General features: G+C 53.4%; 22 protein-coding genes. 6 read left to right on the top strand and 16 right to left on the bottom strand.

What is annotated here, in order from left to right; all coding sequences use genetic code 11:
* Positions 1 to 68 precede the first annotated feature (68 nt).
* From trpS to OGV52_RS10550, 12 genes are all read right to left on the bottom strand, one after another.
* Entirely contained in the window at positions 69 to 1073 is a 1005-nt protein-coding gene (trpS, locus tag OGV52_RS10605) for a tryptophan--tRNA ligase (RefSeq protein ID WP_016154784.1), read from the bottom strand.
* A complete protein-coding gene (gph, locus tag OGV52_RS10600; RefSeq protein WP_016154785.1) occupies positions 1066 to 1824 on the bottom strand; it encodes a phosphoglycolate phosphatase in 759 nt (252 codons plus the stop codon). Before gph ends, trpS begins: the two co-directional genes overlap by 8 nt.
* Complete coding sequence (gene rpe / locus OGV52_RS10595; protein WP_003023561.1) at positions 1817 to 2494, bottom strand: ribulose-phosphate 3-epimerase; 678 nt, start codon at positions 2492 to 2494, stop codon at positions 1817 to 1819. The genes gph and rpe overlap by 8 nt, the downstream gene beginning before the upstream one ends.
* Before the next feature lie 17 nt (positions 2495 to 2511).
* Positions 2512 to 3348: an adenine-specific DNA-methyltransferase gene (dam, locus tag OGV52_RS10590; protein WP_016154786.1), complete on the bottom strand. Its 837-nt coding sequence runs from the start codon at positions 3346 to 3348 to the stop codon at positions 2512 to 2514.
* A gap of 117 nt (positions 3349 to 3465) precedes the next feature.
* Positions 3466 to 4752: a cell division protein DamX gene (gene damX, locus OGV52_RS10585; protein WP_287108470.1), complete on the bottom strand. Its 1287-nt coding sequence runs from the start codon at positions 4750 to 4752 to the stop codon at positions 3466 to 3468.
* A 96-nt stretch (positions 4753 to 4848) separates the two neighbouring features.
* Entirely contained in the window at positions 4849 to 5937 is a 1089-nt protein-coding gene (gene aroB, locus OGV52_RS10580; protein ID WP_287108469.1) for a 3-dehydroquinate synthase, read from the bottom strand.
* Between the two features lie 57 nt (positions 5938 to 5994).
* Positions 5995 to 6516, bottom strand: coding sequence for a shikimate kinase AroK (gene aroK, locus OGV52_RS10575; RefSeq protein WP_003023552.1), 522 nt, complete (start codon positions 6514 to 6516; stop codon positions 5995 to 5997).
* Between the two features lie 404 nt (positions 6517 to 6920).
* A complete protein-coding gene (hofQ, locus tag OGV52_RS10570) occupies positions 6921 to 8168 on the bottom strand; it encodes a DNA uptake porin HofQ (RefSeq protein ID WP_287108468.1) in 1248 nt (415 codons plus the stop codon).
* Positions 8071 to 8484, bottom strand: a complete 414-nt coding sequence (locus tag OGV52_RS10565; protein WP_016154790.1) for a HofP DNA utilization family protein — start codon at positions 8482 to 8484, stop codon at positions 8071 to 8073. Before OGV52_RS10565 ends, hofQ begins: the two co-directional genes overlap by 98 nt.
* Positions 8474 to 8929 (bottom strand): HofO family protein, encoded by a 456-nt coding sequence (locus tag OGV52_RS10560; protein ID WP_259688802.1) that lies wholly within the window; start codon positions 8927 to 8929, stop codon positions 8474 to 8476. Before OGV52_RS10560 ends, OGV52_RS10565 begins: the two co-directional genes overlap by 11 nt.
* Entirely contained in the window at positions 8913 to 9452 is a 540-nt protein-coding gene (locus OGV52_RS10555; RefSeq protein WP_200046860.1) for a PilN domain-containing protein, read from the bottom strand. Before OGV52_RS10555 ends, OGV52_RS10560 begins: the two co-directional genes overlap by 17 nt.
* Positions 9452 to 10231 (bottom strand): type IV pilus biogenesis protein PilM, encoded by a 780-nt coding sequence (locus tag OGV52_RS10550; RefSeq protein ID WP_103766939.1) that lies wholly within the window; start codon positions 10229 to 10231, stop codon positions 9452 to 9454. The genes OGV52_RS10555 and OGV52_RS10550 overlap by 1 nt, the downstream gene beginning before the upstream one ends.
* A 120-nt stretch (positions 10232 to 10351) precedes the next feature.
* Here OGV52_RS10550 and mrcA point away from each other — a divergent pair, with 120 nt between their 5' ends.
* Positions 10352 to 12904, top strand: a complete 2553-nt coding sequence (mrcA, locus tag OGV52_RS10545) for a peptidoglycan glycosyltransferase/peptidoglycan DD-transpeptidase MrcA (RefSeq protein ID WP_287108466.1) — start codon at positions 10352 to 10354, stop codon at positions 12902 to 12904.
* A gap of 58 nt (positions 12905 to 12962) precedes the next feature.
* Here the strand turns inward: mrcA and nudE are convergent, their stop codons facing one another.
* Complete coding sequence (gene nudE, locus OGV52_RS10540; protein ID WP_016157636.1) at positions 12963 to 13523, bottom strand: ADP compounds hydrolase NudE; 561 nt, start codon at positions 13521 to 13523, stop codon at positions 12963 to 12965.
* A gap of 322 nt (positions 13524 to 13845) precedes the next feature.
* Between nudE and igaA the strand changes: the two genes are divergently transcribed.
* The 4 genes from igaA to hslO all read left to right on the top strand — a co-directional run bounded on the left by igaA (position 13846) and on the right by hslO (position 18027).
* Positions 13846 to 15981: an intracellular growth attenuator protein IgaA gene (igaA, locus tag OGV52_RS10535; RefSeq protein ID WP_019078148.1), complete on the top strand. Its 2136-nt coding sequence runs from the start codon at positions 13846 to 13848 to the stop codon at positions 15979 to 15981.
* A gap of 62 nt (positions 15982 to 16043) precedes the next feature.
* Positions 16044 to 16712 (top strand): GMP/IMP nucleotidase, encoded by a 669-nt coding sequence (yrfG, locus tag OGV52_RS10530; protein ID WP_016157638.1) that lies wholly within the window; start codon positions 16044 to 16046, stop codon positions 16710 to 16712.
* 10 nt (positions 16713 to 16722) lie between these two features.
* Positions 16723 to 17124 carry a ribosome-associated heat shock protein Hsp15 gene (gene hslR / locus OGV52_RS10525; RefSeq protein WP_016157639.1) on the top strand — a complete coding sequence of 134 codons (402 nt, stop codon included), beginning with the start codon at positions 16723 to 16725 and terminating at the stop codon, positions 17122 to 17124.
* Between the two features lie 24 nt (positions 17125 to 17148).
* The gene (hslO, locus tag OGV52_RS10520; protein ID WP_287108465.1) at positions 17149 to 18027 is read left to right on the top strand and encodes an Hsp33 family molecular chaperone HslO; all 879 of its coding nucleotides are present in this window, start codon (positions 17149 to 17151) and stop codon (positions 18025 to 18027) included.
* Between the two features lie 82 nt (positions 18028 to 18109).
* On the opposite strand, the gene OGV52_RS10515 is transcribed toward hslO, so the two are convergent.
* Positions 18110 to 19828 carry a DUF4153 domain-containing protein gene (locus OGV52_RS10515; protein ID WP_141875801.1) on the bottom strand — a complete coding sequence of 573 codons (1719 nt, stop codon included), beginning with the start codon at positions 19826 to 19828 and terminating at the stop codon, positions 18110 to 18112.
* Between the two features lie 378 nt (positions 19829 to 20206).
* Here OGV52_RS10515 and pckA point away from each other — a divergent pair, with 378 nt between their 5' ends.
* Positions 20207 to 21829 (top strand): phosphoenolpyruvate carboxykinase (ATP), encoded by a 1623-nt coding sequence (gene pckA, locus OGV52_RS10510; protein ID WP_016154801.1) that lies wholly within the window; start codon positions 20207 to 20209, stop codon positions 21827 to 21829.
* Between the two features lie 74 nt (positions 21830 to 21903).
* On the opposite strand, the gene envZ is transcribed toward pckA, so the two are convergent.
* Positions 21904 to 23256, bottom strand: coding sequence for a two-component system sensor histidine kinase EnvZ (gene envZ, locus OGV52_RS10505; RefSeq protein ID WP_006687412.1), 1353 nt, complete (start codon positions 23254 to 23256; stop codon positions 21904 to 21906).
* Positions 23253 to 23972: an osmolarity response regulator transcription factor OmpR gene (gene ompR / locus OGV52_RS10500; protein WP_001157751.1), complete on the bottom strand. Its 720-nt coding sequence runs from the start codon at positions 23970 to 23972 to the stop codon at positions 23253 to 23255. Before ompR ends, envZ begins: the two co-directional genes overlap by 4 nt.
* Between the last annotated feature and the right edge of the window lie 124 nt (positions 23973 to 24096).

The raw sequence follows: 24096 nt of genomic DNA, 5'->3' as shown, positions 1-24096 counted from the left end.
GAGATTCGCCAGCGAACAGGCGAAAAAAAACCGGGTAGAACCCGGTTTCTTCAGCAACGCAGAGCGCATTACGGCTTGGCGACAAAACCAATCGCTTCGTAAACCGCTTTCAGCGTAACAGACGCGCGTGCGCTGGCTTTTTCAGCGCCATCTTTCATCACCTGCTGCAGGAAAGCTTCATCGTTACGGAAACGGTGATAACGCTCCTGAAGCTCGGTCAGCATGCCGGAAACGGCCTCTGCGACTTCACCTTTCAGATGACCATACATCTTGCCTTCAAAGTGTTGTTCCAGCTCCGGAATGCTCTGGCCGGTAACGGCAGAGAGGATATCCAGCAGGTTGGAAACACCCGCTTTATTCTGCACGTCGTAGCGTACAACAGGCGGCTCTTCGGAGTCGGTCATCGCACGTTTGATTTTCTTAACCACGGATTTCGGATCTTCCAGCAGGCCGATCACGTTGTTGCGGTTGTCATCCGACTTGGACATTTTCTTCGTCGGCTCCAGCAGCGACATCACGCGCGCACCGGATTTAGGAATGAACGGCTCAGGCACTTTGAAGATGTCGCCATACAGGGCGTTGAAGCGCTGGGCGATATCGCGGCTTAGTTCCAGATGCTGTTTCTGATCTTCGCCAACCGGTACCTGGTTGGTCTGATACAGCAGGATGTCTGCCGCCATCAGCACCGGATAATCAAACAGACCGGCGTTGATGTTCTCCGCATAGCGTGCGGATTTGTCTTTGAACTGGGTCATACGGCTCAGCTCGCCGAAATAGGTGTAGCAGTTCAGCGCCCAACCTAACTGTGCGTGTTCCGGTACATGAGACTGGACGAAAATGGTGCTTTTTTCAGGATCGATACCGCATGCCAGATACAGCGCCAGCGTATCGAGCGTTGCTTTACGCAACTGCTGAGCATCCTGACGAACGGTGATGGCATGTTGGTCAACGATGCAGTAGATGCAATGGTAGTCATCCTGCATGCTCACCCACTGACGCAGCGCACCCATATAGTTGCCAATGGTCAATTCACCTGAGGGCTGTGCGCCACTAAAAACGATGGGCTTAGTCATTTTTTGATTCCTGATTTTCGCTATGCGGAAGCCCGAGAACGGGCAGTAGTTCATTAATACGGTCGTAAATAACGTCGGGTTGGCTCAGCGCGATCGACTCGCCGTAGTTGTAGCCATAAGTCAGACCAACGGACGGACAGCCAGCAGCTTTTGCCGCCTGAATATCATTACGTGAATCCCCTACGAAGAGCAATTGCTCAGGCTTGATGCCAAGCTTGCTTGCTACCAGCAGTAGCGGATCCGGATGCGGTTTTTTATTCTGCACGTCGTCACCACCGATGACCACGCTAAAGTATTTGGCGATATCTAACGCCTCAAGCAATGGCGCGACAAACGGGGTCGGTTTGTTGGTCACCAGACCCAGCGGCAATCCTTTCGCATGCATCGCGCCCAGCGTGTCGGCAACATCAGGGAACAGGAATGTCCCCTCTTCTGCGACATCGCCGTAGTATCTGTCGAACAGCTTACGCAAAATACGCACCTGTTCTTCGGCTGGGATATCATCATCAACGGGCGGTTTACCCATTGTCTTACGTAGTGTGGCGCGCTCCTGACGCGACCACGCCAGCGCGCGCTCCATCAGTACATCTGCACCGTTGCCAATCCAGGTGATAACGCGTTCTTCACCGGCAATCGGCAGTTCCAGCGCATACAGCGCCATATCCACCGCTGCGGTTAATCCCGGCGCGCTGTCGACCAGCGTACCGTCGAGGTCAAATGCAACGCCCCGAATATCCTGAAACTTATCCATGACTTACCTTCGCCAGTTCATTGCGCATTTCATCAATGACTTTTTTGTAGTCTGGTTGGTCGAAAATAGCAGAGCCTGCGACAAACATATCTGCACCCGCCGCCGCGATTTCACCAATGTTGTTCACCTTGACGCCGCCGTCCACTTCGAGGCGGATATCGTAGCCAGATTCATCAATACGACGACGCACTTCGCGCAGCTTATCCAGCGTTTGTGGGATAAAGGACTGCCCGCCAAAACCTGGGTTAACGGACATCAGCAGGATCACATCGAGCTTATCCATGACGTAGTCCAGATAGCTCAGCGGTGTTGCAGGGTTAAACACCAGGCCCGCTTTACAGCCATGCTCTTTGATCAGCTGTAAAGTGCGATCGACATGCTCGGAGGCTTCCGGGTGAAAAGTAATGATGCTCGCGCCGGCGGCGGCGAAGTCCGGGACAATACGATCGACCGGTTTCACCATCAGATGAACGTCAATCGGGGCAGTAATGCCATATTTACGCAGCGATTTAAGTACCATCGGGCCGATGGTCAGGTTCGGTACGTAGTGATTGTCCATGACATCGAAGTGTACGACATCGGCACCGGCAGTCAGCGCTCTCGCGGTGTCCTCACCCAGGCGGGCAAAATCAGCCGACAGAATTGAGGGGGCGATCAAATACTGTTTCATCCGCTTCTCCTTGAGAATTATTTCTTCGCAGGCGTTACAACTCCTGGTTTATACAGTGCCAGCAGTTCGTTCACCTTTTTACGCGTGCCGCCATTGCTGCTAATGCTGCGCCGCACTTTGACCTGAAAATGTTTCGCCGATCGGTACCATTCGCGGGTATCGGGCGTGTCATGGTTCGAAATTAACACCGGGATCTGCTTACTGACCAGCTTTTCTGCCATCTCGGCCAGATGCGCCTGCTCTTTTGGGCTAAAGCTGTTGGTATGATACGCGGTGAAATTTGCCGTCGCCGAAAGCGGTGCATAAGGCGGGTCACAATAGACCACAGAGTTGCTATCCGCACGGTCCATGCACTCTTCATAGGAGAGACAATGGAACTCCGCATTCTGCGCTTTTTCAGCAAAATGGTACAACTCGGCTTCCGGGAAGTAAGGTTTTTTATAACGACCAAACGGTACATTAAACTCGCCGCGCAGGTTATAACGGCACAATCCGTTGTAACCAAATCGGTTCAGATACAAGAACAGTACTGCACGGCGGAACGGATCCTGACTGGCATTAAATTCTTCTCTGAACCGATAGTACACCTCAGCCTGATTAGTTTCAGGCATAAACAGCTCACGTGAAGCCTGCACATACTCATCGGTACGTGTCTTCACGATGTTATAGAGACTGATGAGGTCGCTGTTGATATCGGCAAGAATATAACGAGAAAAGTCGGTGTTGAGAAACACCGACCCGGCACCCACGAAAGGTTCAATCAGGCATTCACCCTGAGGTAAATGCCGTTTGATATCATCAAGCAGGGGGTATTTTCCCCCTGCCCATTTCAAAAAAGCGCGATTTTTTTTCATGCTGACTAACTAATTACACCTTCTCCGGCTGTGGAGAAAGCTCCGACAGCATCCTGCGCTTTAGTCTTTGTCCCGCAATTGGGCGAAACAGCAAACCATTGCAGAACATATCCTATCTTACTTCAAATCGGCCTGAACCTGGTGCAGCGGTTTTGCCCACGGATTTTTCGCCTGAATATCGGCGGGTAGCGTAGACACTGCACGTTTCGCATCTTCTTTAGACGCATACACGCCTGTTACCAGAACATACCACGGTTGACCGTTACGCGTCGTCTGATACACCACGTAGTTTTTCAGGTTTTCTTTCTTCGCCCAACCGTTAAGGTTGTCGTAGTTAGAAGAACTGCTGAGCTGCAGCGTGTAATGGCTGGACGGCGCAGATTTTAACGCTCCGACATTTCCAGCACTTTTCGCTCCACCAGCAACAGGTGTTGACGTTGTTGCCGTCGCAGTTGGCGCAGGCGTTGTAGTCGCGGTTGCTTTCGGCTCAACGGTCGCCTTCGGCGTAGCGGTAACCACAGGTGCCTTGGTTGTGGTCGTCGGCGCAGTTGCAGTTGGTTTTGCCTGAGCAACAGGTTTCGGCTCTGTCTGCGTCGCTTTCACCGTAGATTGCGGTTTGCTCTTCGGCTCAATAACGGCCTGTTTACGTTCCTGGTGTGTCGCAGCAGGGCGTTCAGCCGTTTCCGTTTTCGCAGTCTGGCGTACAGCATTACCATTACGAACTGGCGCAACGGTCGCAGGTTCGGTCGGCAGCGTAGAGTTAACCACTACATTGTTAACCTGCTCCTGGCCTTGCGGTTGCGTCAGAGCGTTGTTCAGATCGCCCTGCACTTCAACACGCTGCTGGCCTTCAGTTGCCGCAGGTGTCTGACCTTGAGTTGGGGTAGAGGAAATCGGCGGTAGGGAAACATCCTGCTGGGTATTGCCAGCGGTCTGCTCAGCGCCTGCTGCAGGCGTAGTCGTGCTCGCCTGATCCGTCGCGTTGTTGCCAGAAAGATCAATGCTCTTCTCGCCAGATCCAGCCTGCTCACTGGGAGATGATGAGGGGGCTTTCAGCGCAGAACCGATACCGATGATCAGCAGCAACAGCACCAGGACACCGACACCCATCATCATATACTGACGAGAGGCAGGCTTGCTGGCGGGTTTCTTACGCTTGCGCGGACGGCGTTCTACACGCTCTTCATCCACGTCATCGTCATCAGACTCATACTCTTCTTCAATGTCCCGTTCTTCTTCACGCTCTTTACGTGCGCGCGCAGGACGGCGATCGTCAGCATCCAGATCAACATCATCAAAATTGATTTGCGGCTCATTATCGCGTTCAGACGATTGACGAGAACGACCAGTACGACGATCGCTGGGATCGGGTTTCAGCTCGTCTTCTGGTTTGAATTCATCCATTTAACACCCCACTCAAAGGTTAATGCTTACGACTTTGCACATAACCTGAAGCTAAAAGACCTACGTTTCGCAACGCAAGCCAGACCTTTCTTGTTGTTACGCCGGCTGGCAATCAGCAATAGCGTTAAGAACCACCTCGTGCGACACTCCGCCGCGCACTTCACTCTTCCCTATAGCCCGCGGAAGCACTAAACGAATCTCTCCCGCTAACACTTTTTTATCTCGCAGCATGTGCGGCAGATAAGCCTCGCTGGACATTTCACGCGGTCCATTGACCGGCAAGCCCGCTCGCTGCAGCAGCGTAATGATGCGCTGCGTATCAGCGGAGGTAAACTGTCCAAGACGTTCTGACGTACGAGCAGCCATTACCATACCTGCTGCAACGGCTTCACCATGTAACCAATTGCCATAACCCATTTCAGCTTCGATCGCATGGCCAAACGTGTGTCCCAGATTCAGTAAAGCACGTAAGCCCATTTCACGCTCGTCCGCTGCGACAACTTCTGCTTTCAGCTCACAACAACGACGAATACAGTACGCCATCGCCTGACCATCCAGACGCAATAACGCATCCAGATTTTCTTCCAGCCAACTGAAAAATTCACCGTCAAGGATGATGCCGTATTTGATCACTTCCGCCAGCCCCGATGCCAGCTCACGCGCAGGAAGCGTTTTCAGGCAATCGAGATCCACCACCACGGACGCCGGTTGGTAAAACGCGCCAATCATGTTTTTACCGAGGGGATGGTTTACGGCGGTTTTGCCGCCAACGGAGGAGTCGACCTGCGACAACAGGGTTGTCGGGACTTGAATAAAACGAACACCACGCTGATAGCTGGCTGCCGCAAAACCGGTCAGATCGCCTATCACGCCGCCGCCAAGTGCGACTAACGTGGTATCACGACCGTGCGGTTTTTGCAGTAACGCAGTGAAAACCGTATCCAGAACCGTCAGGCTTTTATACTGCTCGCCATCGGGAAGGATAACGCTATCAACGTTAACACCCGCCTGTTCAAGTACGCCGCGAACCTTATCGAGATAAAGGGGAGCCAGGGTTTCGTTGGTCACCAACATAACCTGATCGCCCGATTTCAGCGGTAAGAATGAAGCTGGCTCATTAAACAAACCAGCCGCGATGGTGATAGGGTAACTACGTTCCCCGAGAGTGACTGTGATCCTCTCCATTACGCGACATCCACCTTAGTTACTTGTACCCGCAGACGAGTGTGTATTCAGCCAGAATTAGTTGCTTTCCAACATATGAATAATCTGGTTTGCTACGACTTTTGCGCTCTGATCGTCGGTGCGAATGGTCACGTCAGCAATCTCTTCATACAGAGGATTGCGTTCGTCAGCCAACGCTTCCAGAACTTCACGAGGCGGCGATTCTACCTGCAGCAGCGGGCGTTTCTTGTCACGTTGAGTTCGCGCAAGTTGTTTTTCAATTGTCGTTTCAAGATAGACCACGACGCCACGCGCGGAAAGACGGTTACGTGTTTCACGTGATTTAACAGAGCCACCGCCAGTTGCCAGCACAATACCCTGTTTTTCCGTCAACTCGTTGATGACTTTTTCTTCGCGATCACGGAAGCCGTCTTCACCTTCTACATCGAAGACCCAGCCCACATCAGCTCCGGTTCGTTTCTCAATCTCTTGATCAGAATCGTAAAATTCCATATTGAGTTGTTGAGCTAACTGGCGCCCAATAGTGCTTTTTCCGGCACCCATAGGCCCAACCAGAAAGATATTGCGTTTCTCTGCCATTTTTTCGGTACTACTAAGACTATTCGTTAATGATAAACCCGCTTCGCAGACACTCAGCGCAGCAGGACATGAACTGAAACCTCATAAGATATTGCGAGAGTCAGACTGAAAATTATCTCAATACTCAAGCGGGTTTGGCAACTGAATAAATCACCAAACCTTACGCATTTCTGGTCGTGGCAGGCATGCTACCCTGCAAACATCAGACCTGGCGACGTATCGCGCAGCCAAATGACACCAAATAAGCCTATGACACACCACCAGAAAGGCAAAGCGTATTTACTGCCGCATAAGTAAAGAAAAGTACCGACACTCAAATCGGTACTCCTTGTATGCTAAATACACCCGCACGTCAAATCTCTGAAACGTGTTCAGTGCAAAAACAACGGCTTTTCATGCATAAGTTATTGCGTTGAAACCAGTCTGGGCGTAATAAAAACTACTAATTCACGCCGTTCGTCTTCTTTACCATCATGGCGAAAGAGAGAGCCAAGCCAGGGGATGTCGCCTAACAGCGGCACGCTGTCGGCTGCGGATTTATTCTTATGTGAAAAAATCCCGCCCAGCGCAATCGTCTCGCCGCTTTTTACCTCGACCTGAGTTTCAATCTCCTGCTTATCAATAGCCAGAACTTCGCCATCCGCCTGCTGTAGCACCTGCCCGGGAACATTCTGGCTGATATGCAGTTTCAGTCTGATTCGTCCTTTCTGCAATACGGTGGGCGTGACTTCCATCCCTAATACAGCTTCCTTGAACTCGACGGATGTCGCGCCGCTTTCACCGCTGGAGACCTGATAAGGGATCTCACTACCCTGCTTAATACTGGCAGGTTGCAGGTGAGAAGCCAGTAAGCGTGGACTGGCGATGATGTCCAACTGCTGTTTTTGCTCCAGCGCAGACAGCTCCAGCTCGAGTAAACGACCGTTAATACGGCCAATGTTAAATCCCACACGGGATGTGGCTGTGGATACAGAAAGATCGCTGGCAAGCGTTGTGACGTTCCCCACAGCCCCCGATTGCTGTGCGTCAGCCAGCGACCACTTCACCCCCAGCTCACGCAAGCTTTTTTCATTAATCGTCACGATATGCGCCGCCAGTTCGACTTGTGCAACCGGCAGATCCATTTGCGCCACCCACGTTTCCAGTGCGTTAAGCGCAACGCTATTATCACGCAGCAGTAAGCGGTTGGTGCGTTTATCCACCGTCATGCTTCCTTTAGCGCTGAGCAGCTTTTCTCCGGCTTTTGCCAGCTCGGAGGCATCAGCATATTGCAAAATGATACTGCGATGTTCCAACGGCAGGCTGGCCTGAAGCCGTGCCTGCTCATTGTCCTGACGAGCCGCATTTTCACTCTGCCATTGAACAGAATGCACATGCAGAATGTTGCCTTCCTGGCGTAATACCAGCCCGGCGCTTTTCACCACCGTTTGCAATGCCTGCTTCCAGGACACATCCGTCAAATGCAGTGACAGCACACCGCTGACATCCGGTGAAACTACCAGGTTTTTCTTTTCCTGTTCGGCCAGCGCCTGCAATACCTGCACAACCGGCACATCATCGACCACCAGCGTCACGTTTTGTGATTTCGCCGCCAGTACGCTCTGAATCCCGACCACCAGTACGAGTACTATCCATGCCATCCATCGCTTCATTTATCGCTCCTTGTCGTTGCCACTGCCACTGCGACGGCTCGCAGTTTTTCCCTGTGTCGAGGGTTACGCTCTGGGCCGTTATCTGCGTAACCGTCCAACCGTTTTTCAGGACATCATTTCGCTCAACCCGCTGCCATTTTTTCTGGCTATCCTGAACAATGCCAATGGGTCGCGCGCCCTGGCTCAATATTCCCTGATAGCGCCATGCCGACAGCTCAGCAATTTGGCAACGGTCCTCCGGCGGCAGGAAGGGATTACGCATACCGGTGAGTATCAGTACGCTTACGCACGCCAACAGCCAGCGTTCAACCATCATTCAGGCGCTCCAGTTGTAGTGTTAACAGCAGCTCCGCACCTTCTGCGTAAAGAGAAAACCGGCTGACGTTCATCCCTTGCTCCGCTAATTGGTCAAACATCGGCGGGATGACATCCCAGCCTGGCTTCAGCGTCATTTCTCCGCCCTGTGCGGAGGGTTGCCAGTGGATAAGATGTGCAAGAGGAGTCTGAAACAGCAGTGGGGAGAACGGAATCAGCGTCTCTTCAAGCTCTTCTGGCGATGCCGCCAGCAGATATAAATTTCGCCATTGTGCCTGAGTGGCCGCTCGTTGCTGGTTTAGCGCCTCTTGTTGCATAACCCGTTTCTGCGCGGTGGAGCTGAGGTATAACATGACGACGATGAGCAGTCCCAGCATCCAGCCGCAGTAGCAGATGAGCCGAAAGCGCGGCGACTGCGCTAACCAGCTATCACAAAGCGTTTTCATGCGCACCACTCCGCATCAGTCGATAGTGGAATTGCCAGCGTCCCTGCGCATCCTGCTGCGTTTCGCCAGGGCTACCCAATTTAAATAGCGGCAGTTGGCGTAATTGCGCTTCCAGTACCTTCAGCGCGGCAAAGCTCAGCGTGTTTCCCGTCAGTTCCAGCGTATCCTGCTGCCAGGTTATTTTTGTTAACCACGCCTGCTCTGGCAGTAATTCCGCCAGCCCTTGCAAAACCCGCTGCCAGCTTCGGGTCTGCTCACGCTGTTTGTTCCGCGCTTGAACCTGTTGCCATCGTTGCTGGCGCTGCTGCACACGCGGCTTTAGCGCCATTAAAGCCTCGGCCCGCGTCTTTTCGGCATCCGCTAACAACAATTCGACCTGATTTTCTACGCTCAAAACGCTGTAATAGCGCAACAACACGCCGCTACTAAGCAGTAGCGAAGCGCCAAATAAAACACTCCAGAAGCGTAGGCAGGCGCGACGTCGCGTCTGGCGCCAGGGCAGAAGATTGATGGTCGCTATCATCAACATGTGCCTCCCATAGCGAGTCCCAGTGCAATGGTGAAGCGATGGCTTTGCGTTGGAATTGGCGGCTGGCGTACAGACACCACGCTTAAAGGATCGAAGCCGCTGGGATCGCATAGCGCAATGGCTGTCGTGGAAAGCGATAATGTCGCGGCAAGCTCGTCGATACAGCCAATATCGCCCGTTGATTTACGCCCCCATGCCGAACGGGTCGCCCATAGCCACTGGGTGTCATCACGCCATACCAGACACTGATGATGTTCTGGCAGGTAAGGTATAAATCGCTGTAACGCGCTGGCATCCGGCGTAATCGCCGTAACCTGAACCTTCAACGTTTGGATAAGCGTCAGAAGCGCTGAAACCTCTTTGCTTTGCGCGGCAGTGACGTTAAACGCCGGGCTTAACGTGTCTTCGCTATAATCAAAATGCAGCGCATCCGGCGCCATATCCAGCTCACGCGCCATCGAACCGGATAACCATGCGGCTTGCTCCGGCTCGCGCAGCATCATTTCCGGACGAGGATACTTTTTTTGTAACGTCCTGTTGGCAGGAAAAGAGAGATGAATATGGTGTCGGCGAGGAAGCTCCCGGCTCCACGGCAGTAGCGCTGCGACAAGCTGTTCAGGCTCGCGAATGTGGCCATCGACGATAACCTGAGGCGTCAGCGGTATACGCCACCAGCGCTGGAGAAACCAACCGGATGCGTCGTGAACTACGGCGACAGCCAGCGCTTCATGTTGCTGAATATGCAGACCAATTTTCCAGATATTGAAAGCCATTGCTGATGATCTCCTTATCACCCGTTGCTTTAACGGGTATATCAATGCGTCTGGCTTGCCTTTATACTACCGCGCGTTTGTTTATAAACTGCCCAAATGCCACTAAATGGGAAATCTCCAGTGAAGTTCGTAAAGTATTTATTAATCCTTGCAGTATGTTGCATCCTGCTGGGAGCAGGCTCGATTTATGGCCTCTATCGCTATATTGAGCCGCAATTACCTGACGTCGCGACGCTCAAAGATGTGCGTTTACAGATCCCGATGCAGGTTTACAGCGCTGATGGCGAGCTTATCGCGCAATATGGCGAGAAACGTCGAATCCCGGTCACCCTGGATCAGATGCCGCCGGTAATGGTTAAAGCCTTTATCGCTACCGAAGACAGTCGTTTTTATGAGCACCACGGGGTAGACCCGGTGGGGATCTTCCGTGCTGCCAGCGTCGCGCTATTCTCCGGCCATGCATCGCAAGGGGCCAGCACCATTACCCAACAGTTGGCGAGAAACTTCTTCCTGAGCCCGGAACGTACGCTGATGCGTAAGATCAAAGAAGTGTTCCTGGCGATCCGCATTGAACAACTGCTGAGTAAAGATGAGATCCTCGAACTGTATCTGAACAAGATTTACCTGGGGTATCGCGCTTATGGCGTAGGTGCTGCCGCGCAGGTCTATTTCGGTAAGACGGTTGATCAGCTCAGCTTAAGTGAAATTGCGGTGATTGCCGGTCTGCCAAAAGCGCCGTCAACCTTCAACCCCCTCTATTCGATGGAAAGGGCAACCGCGCGACGTAACGTCGTACTGTCGCGTATGTTGAGCGAAAACTACATCACGCAGGCCCAGTACGATCAGGCGCGCGGCGAAGCCATTGACGCCAACTACCACGCGCCGGAAATCGCCTTCTCCGCGCCGTATCTCTCTGAGATGGTGCGCCAGGAGATGTATAACCGTTATGGCGAGAAAGCCTATGAGGACGGGTATCGCATCACCACCACCATTACGCGCAAAGTACAGCAGGCTGCTCAGCAGGCAGTACGTAACAACGTAATGGATTACGACATGCGCCACGGTTACCGCGGCCCGTCGAACGTGCTGTGGAAAGTGGGCGAAAGCAGTTGGGAAAGCAAGAAAATCACCGATACGCTGAAAGCGCTACCGACTTATGGTCCCCTGCTACCGGCGGTTGTTACCAGCGCCAATCCGCAGGAAGCCATTGCCGCGCTGGCGGATGGTACGTCAGTGTCATTACGGATGGATGGCATGCGCTGGGCGCGTCCTTACCGCTCGGATACCCAGCAAGGCCCGACGCCGCGCAAAGTGACTGATGTGGTGCAAACCGGGCAGCAAATCTGGGTACGCCAGGTTGGCGATGCCTGGTGGCTGGCGCAAGTACCGGACGTCAACTCCGCACTGGTCTCCATCAATCCGCAAAACGGCGCGGTGCTGGCGCTGGTCGGTGGTTTTGACTTCAACCAGAGCAAGTTTAACCGTGCAACCCAGGCGTTACGCCAGGTGGGTTCCAACATCAAACCATTCCTGTATACCGCCGCGATGGATAAAGGTCTGACGCTGGCGAGCATGCTCAACGACGTGCCAATCTCCCGTTGGGATGCCGGAGCGGGTTCCGACTGGCAGCCGAAGAACTCACCACCGCAATACGCCGGTCCTATCCGCTTACGTCAGGGGCTGGGTCAGTCGAAAAACGTGGTGATGGTACGCGCCATGCGCGCGATGGGCGTGGATTACGCGGCAGAGTATCTGCAACGTTTCGGCTTCCCGGCACAGAACATTGTGCACACCGAGTCGCTGGCACTGGGTTCTGCCTCGTTCACGCCGTTGCAGGTGGCGCGCGGTTATGCAGTGATGTCTAACGGCGGCTTCCTGGTCGATCCGTATTTCATCAGTAAAATCGAAAGCGATATGGGCGGCGTTATCTTCGAGGCGAAGCCGAAAATTGCCTGTCCGGAATGCGATATTCCGGTGATTTATGGTGATACCCAGAAATCTAACGTGCTGGAAAACAGTAACGTCGAAGATGTCGCCGTCTCGCAGGAACAGCAGAATGCCTCCGTGCCTATGCCTCAGCTTGAGCAGGCAAACCAGGCGCTGGTCGCGCAAAGCGGAACGCAGGAGTACGCTCCACACGTGATCAACACGCCGCTGGCCTTCCTGATTAAAAGCGCCCTGAATACCAATATCTTTGGTGAGCCGGGCTGGATGGGAACCGGTTGGCGTGCAGGTCGCGATTTACAGCGCCATGATATCGGCGGGAAAACCGGGACCACCAACAGCTCTAAAGATGCATGGTTCTCCGGCTACGGGCCAGGCGTGGTGACGTCGGTATGGATCGGGTTTGATGACCATCGCCGCAATCTCGGACACACGACGGCTTCTGGGGCGATCAAAGACCAGATCTCCGGCTACGAAGGCGGCGCAAAGAGCGCACAGCCTGCCTGGGATGCCTATATGAAGTCCGTGCTGGAAGGCGTGCCTGAGCAGCCGCTGACGCCGCCGCCGGGTATCGTGACGGTCAATATCGATCGCAGCACCGGTCAACTGGCAAGCGGTGGCAACAGCCGCGCAGAATACTTCATTGAAGGCACTCAGCCGACGCAACAGGCGGTGCATGAGGTGGGGACGACCATTATCGATAATGGTGAGACACACGAACTGTTCTGATCCCTGACCGTTCAAAAAAAGGCGCTTCGGCGCCTTTTTTATTATTCGTGAAGAGAAATTAAAGCCGCCCTTGTCCTTTCAGCCATTCGCGCACGAGGAACAGCGCACTCACATTACGCGCTTCGTGAAAATCAGGATCTTCCAGCAGGTCCATCATATGCGCCAGCGGCCAGCGCACCTGCGGTAATGGTTCAGGCTCATCACCTTCCAGCGATTCAGGATATAAGTCCTCCGCCACCACGATGTTCATTTTGCTGGAGAAATAGGACGGCGCCATGCTGAGTTTCTTTAAAAACGTCAGATCTTTTGCGCCAAACCCCACCTCTTCTTTCAGCTCCCGATTCGCCGCTTCATACACGCTTTCGCCAGGATCGATTAACCCCTTGGAAAAACCCAGTTCGTAAGATTCGGTCCCGACGGCGTATTCGCGGATGAGGATCAGGTGGTCGTCCACAATCGGCACAATCATTACCGCTTCACGCGTGGACGGGCGCATACGTTCATAAACGCGGCGTACGCCATTGCTGAACTCAAGGTCCACGCTTTCGACTTTAAACAGCCGGGATTGGGCGACGGTTTCCACTTTCAAAATCGTGGGTTTCTGTAATGATTTGCTCATTGTGAGGATCTTTGCTGTGAAATCTGGGGTTATTGTGCGATATACCGCACGGTTTCGGCAATGTGAATTGCCGTTTATTTACATTTATGTAACGTACTAAAAGTTAATCCCTATTTCAAATTAAAAGTCAATAGGTTGAAATAACTCCAGGAATTTGCTGATATTCCATTTTTAGTGATTTTGCTATGATTCGCATTTACTGGGCTGTACTTAAAGATGCTCAAGTTCGACTCCACACTTGCCGATAGCCAACCACAGAATCACGAATATTGAACAGGGTGCGACTGACCACGCCTGACAGACTAAGTAAGATGGGGAAAGCATGAGCACCATTCTGATTTTTTTAGCTGCTTTGCTGGCCTGCTCATTGCTTGCAGGATGGCTACTCAGAACGAAATCCAGACGGAAAAATTTACCCTTGAGCAACGTCTTCTCAGACGCCTCGAAGCGTAAACTCACGCCTGAAGAGCGCAGTGCAGTCGAAAACTATCTCGAAAGCCTTAGTCAAATTCAGCAGGTACCTGGTCCAACGGGCGCCAGCTCCGCGCCGGTGTCATTAACGCTGAATGCCCAAAGTAATAGCGTCATCGTACTTACGCACGCGATTACACGTTACGGCATTACTACCGACGATCCTAACAAATGGCGTTACTATCTTGATTCCGTTGAGGTACATCTTCCCCCTTTCTGGGAACAATACATCAATGACGAAAACAGCGTTGAGCTAATCCACACCAATACGATACCGCTGGTTATCTCCCTGAACGGCCATACGCTGCAGGAATATATGCAGGAAGCGCGTGGCTATGCGTTACAGCACACCGCTTCTACCCAGGCGTCCATTCGCGGTGAAGAAAGCGAGCAGATTGAACTGCTGAATATTCGCCAGGAAACCCATGAAGAATATGCGCTCAGCCGCCCGTCGGGATTGCGCGAGGCATTACTGATTGCCGCATCGTTCCTGCTGTTCTTTTTCTGTTTGATAATCCCGGATACGTTTGTTCCGTGGACAGTTGGTGGCGCGGTGCTGCTGCTGGCTGCGGGTCTGTGGGGGCTGTTTGCCCCACCGTCTAAAACCGCCCTGCGGGAAATTCATTGTCTGCGCGGTACGCCGCGTCGCTGGGGGCTGTTTGGCGAAAACGACCAGGAGCAAATTAATAATATCTCGCTAGGTATTATTGATCTGATTTATCCACCGCACTGGCAGCCTTACATCGCACAAGATCTTGGCCAGCAAACGGATATTGATATTTATCTCGATCGCCACGTTGTACGCCAGGGACGTTTTTTATCGCTGCATGACGAAGTCAAAAACTTCCCGTTACAGCACTGGCTGCGCAACGCCGTCATCGCGGGCGGCTCGTTGCTGGTGCTGCTGATGCTGCTGTTTTGGATCCCGCTGGATATGCCGATAAAGCTTACGCTTTCCTGGATGAAGGGCGCACAAACTATCGAAGCCACCAGCGTTAAACAGCTTGAAAACGCGGGCGTTCGCGTGGGTGACACGCTGCATCTGAGCGGTACGGGTATGTGTAACATTCATACCCAAGGGAGCTGGAATGCGCAGCCTTCCGCGCCGTTTATGCCTTTCGATTGCACGCAAATTATCTGGAATGACGCGCGCGCATTACCGCTACCTGAGTCCGATCTGGTGAATAAAGCCACCGCGCTCACGCAGGCGGTGAACCGACAACTGCACCCCAAAGCGGATGATGACTCTCGCGTCAGCGCATCGTTACGCTCGGCAATCCAAAAGTCCGGAATGGTGTTACTGGACGATTTTGGCGAGATTGTCCTGAAAACGGCCGATCTGTGCGCGGCCAAAGATGAATGTGTACGTTTAAAAAATGCGCTGGTTAACCTTGGTAACAGTAAAGACTGGACGGCGCTGGTGAAACGGGCGAACGCAGGCAAACTGGATGGTGTGAACGTGCTGCTGCGTCCGGTAAGCGCGGAGTCGTTGGATAATCTGGTGAATACCTCTACGGCGCCGTTTATTTCACGCGAGACTGCGCGAGCGGCCCAGACGCTGAATAGCCCAGCCCCTGGCGGTTTCCTGATTATCAGCGACGAAGGCAGCGATCTGGTCGATCAGCCGTGGCCGACAACCTCGCTATATGACTATCCCCCACAGGAACAGTGGAACGCCTTCCAGCGTCTGGCGCAGATGCTGATGCAGACGCCGTTTCGCGCGGAGGGGATCGTCACCAATATTTCGACCGACGCCAATGGCACCCAGCACATTGGCCTGCACCGTATCCCGGATCGTTCAGGATTATGGCGTTACCTTGGCACAACGCTGCTGATGTTCTCCATGCTCGGGTGCGCTGTCTACAACAGCATACAGGCTTTCAGACGCTACCAGCGTCACCGCTCCCGCATCACGGAAATTCAGAGCTACTACGAAAGTTGCCTGAATCCAACGCTGATTGACAACCCGGAAAGCCTGATTCGATAACACGCTCGCGCGACAGGATATGCTACCCTGTCGCGCATCATGTTTTCTTCTGGGGAGTTTCCATGCAGATCAATATTGCCTGGCAGGATGTCGATACCGTGTTGTTAGATATGGACGGCACGCTGCTCGACCTGGCATTCGATAACTATTTCTGGCAAAAACTGGTGCCGGAAACCTATGGCGCGAAACAGGGTATCTCTCCCCAGGAAGCCCAGGACTATATTCGTCAGCAGTATCATGCCGTGCAGCATACGCTAAACTGGTACTGCCTGGATTACTGGAGCGAATGCCTGGATCTTGATATTTGCGCCATGACAACGGAACAGGGACCGCGCGCCGTTTTGCGTGAAGATACCGTACCGTTTCTTGATGCCTTAAAAGCCAGCGGCAAGCGCCGTATTTTGCTCACCAACGCGCATCCCCATAACCTGGCGGTGAAGTTGGAGCATACCGGTCTGGCCTCACACCTTGATTTATTACTTTCCACCCACACATTTGGTTATCCCAAAGAGGATCAGCGGTTATGGCACGCTGTGGCTGAAGAAACGGGAATGAGTGCAGAGAAGACGCTGTTTATTGACGACAGCGAACCCATTCTCGACGCCGCTGCTCTGTACGGTATTCGTTACTGCCTCGGCGTGACCAATCCCGACTCAGGCATCGCGGAAAAACAGTACGCACGCCATCCGTCACTGAATGACTACCGCCGACTGATCCCCTCACTGATGTGAAGGAGACGCCATGAAAGAAAAGCCCTCTGCTGAAGTCAGGCTGGATAAATGGCTGTGGGCTGCACGCTTTTACAAAACGCGTGCGCTAGCCCGCGAAATGGTTGAAGGCGGTAAGGTGCATTACAACGGCCAGCGCAGCAAACCGAGCAAGATTGTCGAGCTGAACGCCACCCTCACCCTGCGCCAGGGAAATGACGAGCGAACGGTCATTATCAAGGCTATTACCGAGCAGCGTCGCCCGGCCACGGAAGCCGTTACGCTGTATGAAGAAACCGCGGAAAGCGTAGAAAAACGCGAAAAAGTGGCGCTGGCGCGTAAACTTAACGCGTTAACCATGCCGCACCCGGACAGGCGACCGGACAAGAAAGAGCGCCGCGACCTGTTACGATTTAAACATGGCGACAGCGAGTGACTGTCACCTGCAAGAGAGATGATTATGCCGCAACATGACCAATTACATCGTTATCTGTTTGAAAACTTTGCCGTGCGCGGCGAGCTGGTGACCGTTTCGGAAACCCTGCAACAGATCCTCGAAAATCATACTTACCCGCAGCCGGTCAAGAACGTACTGGCTGAACTGCTGGTCGCCACCAGCCTGCTCACCGCCACGCTGAAGTTTGCCGGTGATATCACCGTACAGCTGCAGGGCGATGGTCCGCTGAGCCTGGCCGTCATTAACGGCAACAACAATCAGCAGATGCGCGGCGTGGCCCGTATGCAGGGCGATATCCCTGAAGGCGCTGATCTTAAAACGCTGGTAGGCAACGGCTACCTGGTGATCACCATTACCCCAGAAGAAGGCGAGCGCTATCAGGGCGTGGTTGGTCTGGAAGGCGACACGCTGGCCGCCTGTCTGGAAGATTACTTCATGCGTTCTGAACAGCTGCCGACACGTCTGTTTATCCGTACTGGCGACGTCGATGGCAAACCCGCTGCTGGCGGGATGCTTCTGCAGGTAATGCCGGCGCAAAACGCGCAGGCAGATGATTTCGATCACCTGGCAGCCCTGACCGAAACCATCAAAACTGAAGAGCTGTTAACGCTCCCGGCCAACGAAGTGCTGTGGCGCTTGTACCACGAAGAAGAGGTTACTCTCTACGATCCGCAGGACGTTGAGTTCAAATGCACCTGTTCACGCGAACGCTGCGCTGGCGCACTGAAAACGCTGCCGGACGAAGAAGTGGACAGCATTCTGGCGGAAGAAGGCGAGATCGATATGCACTGCGATTACTGCGGGAACCACTATCTGTTTAACGCCATGGACATTGCTGAGATCCGCAGCAACGCTTCCCCGGCGGACCCGCAGGTACATTAATCACCACTGCCTATCCGGCCCACTATCATCGACCGGATAGGCGTTCGCACCGCCATCCATCAAAACGCTATCCGCAACACGCTCACTCGTTGTAATAATTCATCGGCAATCGGGTGCCATCAATGGTGATATCACGCCAAACTCTGGGGGCTGAATCCAGTTGATGATTCGCCACCGCCTGCAGCAGTTTATCCTTATTGAATCCTGCAGGTAGCTGACCTGATGCGATGAGTTCCCATTTATCCTCTTTCCTGGCAAAGACCAGACTCTCACCATCGCCAAAAGCATACAGCACCTGCTCAGGCTTACCATCAGCATTGAGGTCCTGATCGACCAGGACGCATGCATCCTGCTCAACGCAGGATGTAATGCGGTAGCTCTGCCCTTTGACAAACGCCCAGAAGGTCTCATCGGGTTGCCTGCTACCTGGAGCAATCATCACTTTCGGCGCTAGTTGAGTGGTAGTCAGGTTCTGAATGGGATCGCGACGTCCTTGCAGCAGAGAATTTAAGTCGCGCCGGCGCTTACTGTCTTGGTTAAACGCCGCATCTTTTTGTAATGCCTCCAACGCCGCACGTCCCGGTTTTCCGCTATTACTCAACATATACAGGCTGACCTGATCCGGCTTAATTTTCCCGCTGTGATACCGCCCCATATGGCTGTTGACGCTGATGCGCCAGGCATCAATAACCGGCGACGACAGCAAAATCAACAGCCCCAACGCCAGCAACGAAACGCTAAGAATCACCTTCCCCTGAAGCTCAAGCGGATTGCGCCCACGGCGTAAAATACTCGCCAGATAGCCAAACGACCAGAGCAGCAGCACGCAGACCACCAGCACGCCATATAAGCGCTCGGGCGTCCAACCGTACTGTTGAATTCGCACCCACAGTGACCAACCGGCAATCAGCATATAGATGGGCGCGACAACCAGGGCGCATTTGATCAGGTAGCGTAACGCGACCGGATAGGGAAGCGCCTCTTTCTGCGGCTCGCGAACGATAGCCATCAACAGCAGCAGGAGCAGCGCCAGCGTTGACATCAACCCAGCCGCAGATACCCGCTGCGAGATAGCCTCCAGGCCGGTGAAGGGCAAGGTCAGTACAAACATCAGCGCCAGCAGCGCGACCAGGGGTAACAGACCGGTGGCGATCAAAGTCAGTAACTTTTGGACCGCCGCAACCAGACGCGACTGCGTGCGGGTCAGTACCACCGCCAGTGCGGTAACCAGGCCAAAGGCCACGTAGCCAAACCAGTCGGTATCAAAGAAAAGCGTGTCGAAGAAGGTAATACCAACGAGCTTAAACATCTCGCTCCATAGCAGGAGCACCATCCAGAACAGACCGTTGGCGACAAAGACAATCAGTAACGTCAGCGCATTAAGCCACAAACTCGTATAAAACTGCGCATAACGGGCCTGCTGGCGGGATGCGTGGAGCGAGTACTGAATCCATGGCAATGCCAGCATCGCCATCAGTAGTAAGCGCCAGCCGTACAACATAAAAATATCATTTTGCCGCCACTTATCGCTGCCCTCGACTTGCCACTTTAGCCAGACGCTCATCGCCAGCACGACAACAAAGATCAGCGCCATCCAGTACCACAGCGCACGTTGTTTGAAAGAGACAACGGTGAGTAAAAGCGCCGAGGAGAGAGCAATTGTCGCGGGCATGCCATAGAACAGCCAGCCGTCATTATGCGGCACCAGATATGTCATCAGCAGGTAGCACAATATCCCCTGTAACAGGCCGATAGATATCATGCCCCAGCGAGTAGTACGTGAAAGTTCAACACTATCCATGTCGTCACCCAGAATGAAGAGAAAAGGTAATTATCGCATCAACTTCACAATTTTGAGCATTGATAGGCCGATCCCGGACCACTGCGGCGGGAAGTGAATCGATATTGTTTATGTATGAGTTACGTTATTTTCTTACGTGAATGCGATTACACTCACAAGTTTCCCGCCAAAAACACTCTCTATTAACGTTTTAAGAACATTTTCCACAACAAAAAAGGGTTTCCTGCCATAATATCCGCCTCTTTGTGACAGGAGTCGCAGCGCATTCGGTTATCCGTGATTTTCCCGGATGCGTAAATCTATGAGCCTTGTCGCGGTTAGCAATCCCTAAAAAACCTTACTATTCCAGGTAATACATATTGGCTAAGGAGCAGTGAAATGCGTGTGAACAACAGTTTAACCCCGCAAGATCTCAAGGCTTATGGTATCAATGACGTTCAGGATATCGTTTACAATCCAGACTACGACACGCTTTTCCAGGAGGAACTTGATCCAAACCTGGAAGGTTATGAGCGTGGCGTGTTAACAAACCTGGGCGCCGTTGCCGTTGATACCGGTATCTTTACCGGACGTTCGCCAAAGGATAAGTATATTGTCCGTGACGACACCACGCGCGACACGCTCTGGTGGTCCGACAAAGGTAAAGGTAAGAACGACAACAAACCGCTCTCCCCGGAAACCTGGCAGCATCTGAAAGGATTAGTCACCCAGCAGCTTTCCGGCAAGCGTCTGTTTATCATTGATGCATTCTGCGGCGCTAACGCCGATACCCGCCTTTCCGTACGCTTCATTACCGAAGTAGCCTGGCAGGCGCATTTTGTTAAAAACATGTTCATCCGCCCAAGCGACGAAGAGCTGGTTGATTTCAAACCTGATTTCATCGTGATGAACGGCGCTAAATGCACTAACCCGCAGTGGAAAGAGCAGGGTCTGAACTCCGAAAACTTCGTGGCTTTCAACCTGACTGAGCGTATCCAGTTGATTGGTGGCACCTGGTACGGCGGCGAAATGAAGAAAGGTATGTTCTCCGTAATGAACTACCTGCTGCCGCTGAAAGGCATTGCCTCCATGCACTGCTCGGCAAACGTCGGGGAAAAAGGTGATGTGGCAGTCTTCTTTGGCCTGTCCGGTACAGGTAAAACAACGCTGTCCACCGATCCGAAACGCCGCCTGATTGGCGATGACGAACACGGCTGGGATGACGACGGCGTGTTTAACTTTGAAGGCGGTTGCTACGCGAAGACCATCAAACTGTCTAAAGATGCCGAGCCGGAAATCTACAACGCAATCCGTCGTGACGCGCTGCTGGAAAACGTCACCGTGCGCGCAGATGGTTCCATCGACTTCGACGACGGTTCCAAAACCGAAAACACCCGCGTGTCCTACCCGATTTATCACATCGATAACATCGTTAAGCCGGTGTCAAAAGCGGGTCACGCCACCAAAGTGATCTTCCTGACCGCCGACGCGTTTGGCGTGCTGCCACCGGTCTCTCGCCTGACGGCAGACCAAACCCAGTACCACTTCCTGTCTGGCTTCACCGCCAAACTGGCCGGTACCGAACGTGGCGTCACCGAACCGACCCCAACCTTCTCAGCCTGCTTTGGCGCAGCATTCCTGTCACTGCACCCAACGCAGTACGCAGAAGTACTGGTGAAACGTATGCAGGCGGCAGGTGCGCAGGCATATCTGGTTAACACCGGCTGGAACGGTACCGGCAAGCGTATCTCTATCAAAGATACCCGCGCGATTATCGACGCTATCCTGAACGGTTCGCTGGATGACGCAGAAACGTTCCGTCTGCCGATGTTTGACCTGGCTATCCCAACCGAGCTGCCGGGCGTAGATACCCGCATTCTCGATCCGCGTAATACCTATGCTTCTCCGGAGCAGTGGCAGGAAAAAGCCAACGCACTGGCGAAACTGTTTATCGAGAACTTCGAGAAATACACCGATACCCCTGCGGGTGAAGCGCTGGTGAGCGCCGGACCGAAGCTGTAACGAAGAGTGCCGGATGGCGGTTTCGCCTTATCCGGCCTACAGCAACAAAAAGGGAGGCATTTCGCCTCCCTTTCTTATGCGTCTTTCGTGGTGCCCTGCGCGCGAGTGAAGGGAACCGGAAGCCAGGCGCGGATCGACAACCCTCCTCGTTCACTGGTGCCAATTTCCAGCATACCGTTATGGTTATCGATAATACGCTGCACAATCGCCAGACCCAGGCCCGTGCCGCTGGTACTACGCGCGCTGTCGCCGCGGACAAATGGCTGGAACAGGTGTTTACGCTGCTCCGGCTTGATGCCCGGACCATCATCTTCTACCTGGAACCAGGCGCGATGCGTTTCCGTACCGCTGCTGACCTTAATCCAGCCGTTGCCGTAACGGGCGGCGTTAACCACCATATTGGCAACCGCACGCTTGATCGACAGCGGGTGCATTTTCACCTGAATGCTGCCCGGCAGCAGCGCAGTTTCGATTTCACGTTCATAGCCGCTTTCCGCTGCGACCACTTCGCCTAATACCGAGTTCAGATCCGCCATCTCCATCGGCATCTCCTGACCGGTACGCAGATAATCGATGAACTGCTCGATAATGGCATTACACTCTTCGATGTCCTTATTGATGGACTCCGCGAGATAACCATCCTCTTCGCCCATCATTTCGGTCGCCAGACGAATACGCGTCAGCGGAGTACGTAAATCGTGGCTCACGCCCGCCATTAACAGCGTACGGTCATCAGCCAGCTGCTTCACCCCCGCGGCCATATGGTTAAAGGCTCGGGTAACGGAGCGCACCTCTGAAGCGCCATACTCACGCAGCGGCGGCGGAATGATACCTTTCCCCACCTGCAGCGCCGCATGTTCAAGATCCACCAGCGGTCGGTTCTGGATACGGATAAACAGCCACGCGCCACCGATAGCCAACAGCATAATCGCCAGCGTATAGCGGAACAGCGGTGAGAAATCGCCCTGATGGATCTCCGTCAGCGGCACGCGTACCCAGATATTGGGCGACAGCCAGGTTTTCAGCCATACGACCGGCGAGCTTTTGTTCACCTCAACGCGGACTTCCGTCGGACCGCCCAGTTGCTGCGCCATCTGATGGCTTAAGAATTCATAGTGTTGCGCCCAACGCAGTCCAGCTTCTTCAGCGGCCTCGTTGGAATAGAGGGAAATACCCAGCTCACGATAAATTTCCCGGCGGAATGCGGGCGGCACCACCAGTTGCGTACCGTCCTCCAGCTGCAGTTTATCGGTCATCAGCATACGAACTTCGTAGGCCAGGACCTTATTAAACTGCTGGAGGCTCGGCAGTATCGCGAAGTTCAGCACTACCAGGTAAGTGGTCACCAGGCTGGCAAACAGCAAGGTGACGATGAGCAATAACGTGCGGGCAAACGAACTTCGTGGCGAGAAGCGCATTCGCCTCATGCTTTAGAACCGTCCGGAACAAAGACGTAGCCGAGACCCCACACGGTCTGAATGTAGCGCGGATGCGCCGGGTCCTCTTCCACCATACGGCGCAGACGAGAAATCTGGACGTCGATAGAACGCTCCATCGCCGAATATTCACGACCACGGGCCAGGTTCATCAGCTTGTCGCGGGACAGCGGCTCGCGCGGGTGGCTTACCAGCGCTTTCAGTACCGCAAATTCCCCACTGGTGAGCGGCATTGGCTCATCTTCACGGAACATTTCACGCGTACCGAGGTTCAGTTTAAACTTACCAAAAGCAATGACCGCTTCTTCCTGAGAAGGCGCGCCCGGCAGTTCGTTCGCCTGACGACGCAGTACAGCGCGAATACGCGCCAGCAGTTCTCGCGGGTTAAACGGTTTCGGAATGTAATCGTCAGCGCCAATTTCCAGTCCAACGATACGATCGACTTCTTCACCCTTCGCCGTGACCATAATGATCGGCATCGGGTTGCTTTGACTGCGCAGGCGACGGCAAATAGACAGGCCATCTTCTCCCGGCAGCATTAAATCCAGCACCATCAGGTGAAAGGACTCACGGGTCAGCAGACGATCCATCTGCTCAGCGTTAGCGACGCTTCGAACCTGGAAGCCCTGCTCGGTCAGATAACGCTCCAGAAGCGCACGCAAGCGCATGTCGTCATCGACCACCAGAATCTTATAGTTCTCTTGCATTGTTATTACTCCCAAAGGTTCGCAACAATTAAGTGTATATTCTTAAGAAAGCTAACGTGAGTCACCAGCGAATTCTGGTATGAATTCCAGGCTAAATTGTTACAAAGCATATTAAACAGCAGCT

The sequence above is a fragment of the Citrobacter sp. Cb041 genome (genome assembly GCF_030336655.1).
Classification (GTDB): Bacteria; Pseudomonadota; Gammaproteobacteria; order Enterobacterales; family Enterobacteriaceae; genus Citrobacter; species Citrobacter braakii.
Note: the sequence above shows the minus strand (reverse complement) of the source record. Positions and strands in the feature narration are given on the sequence as shown.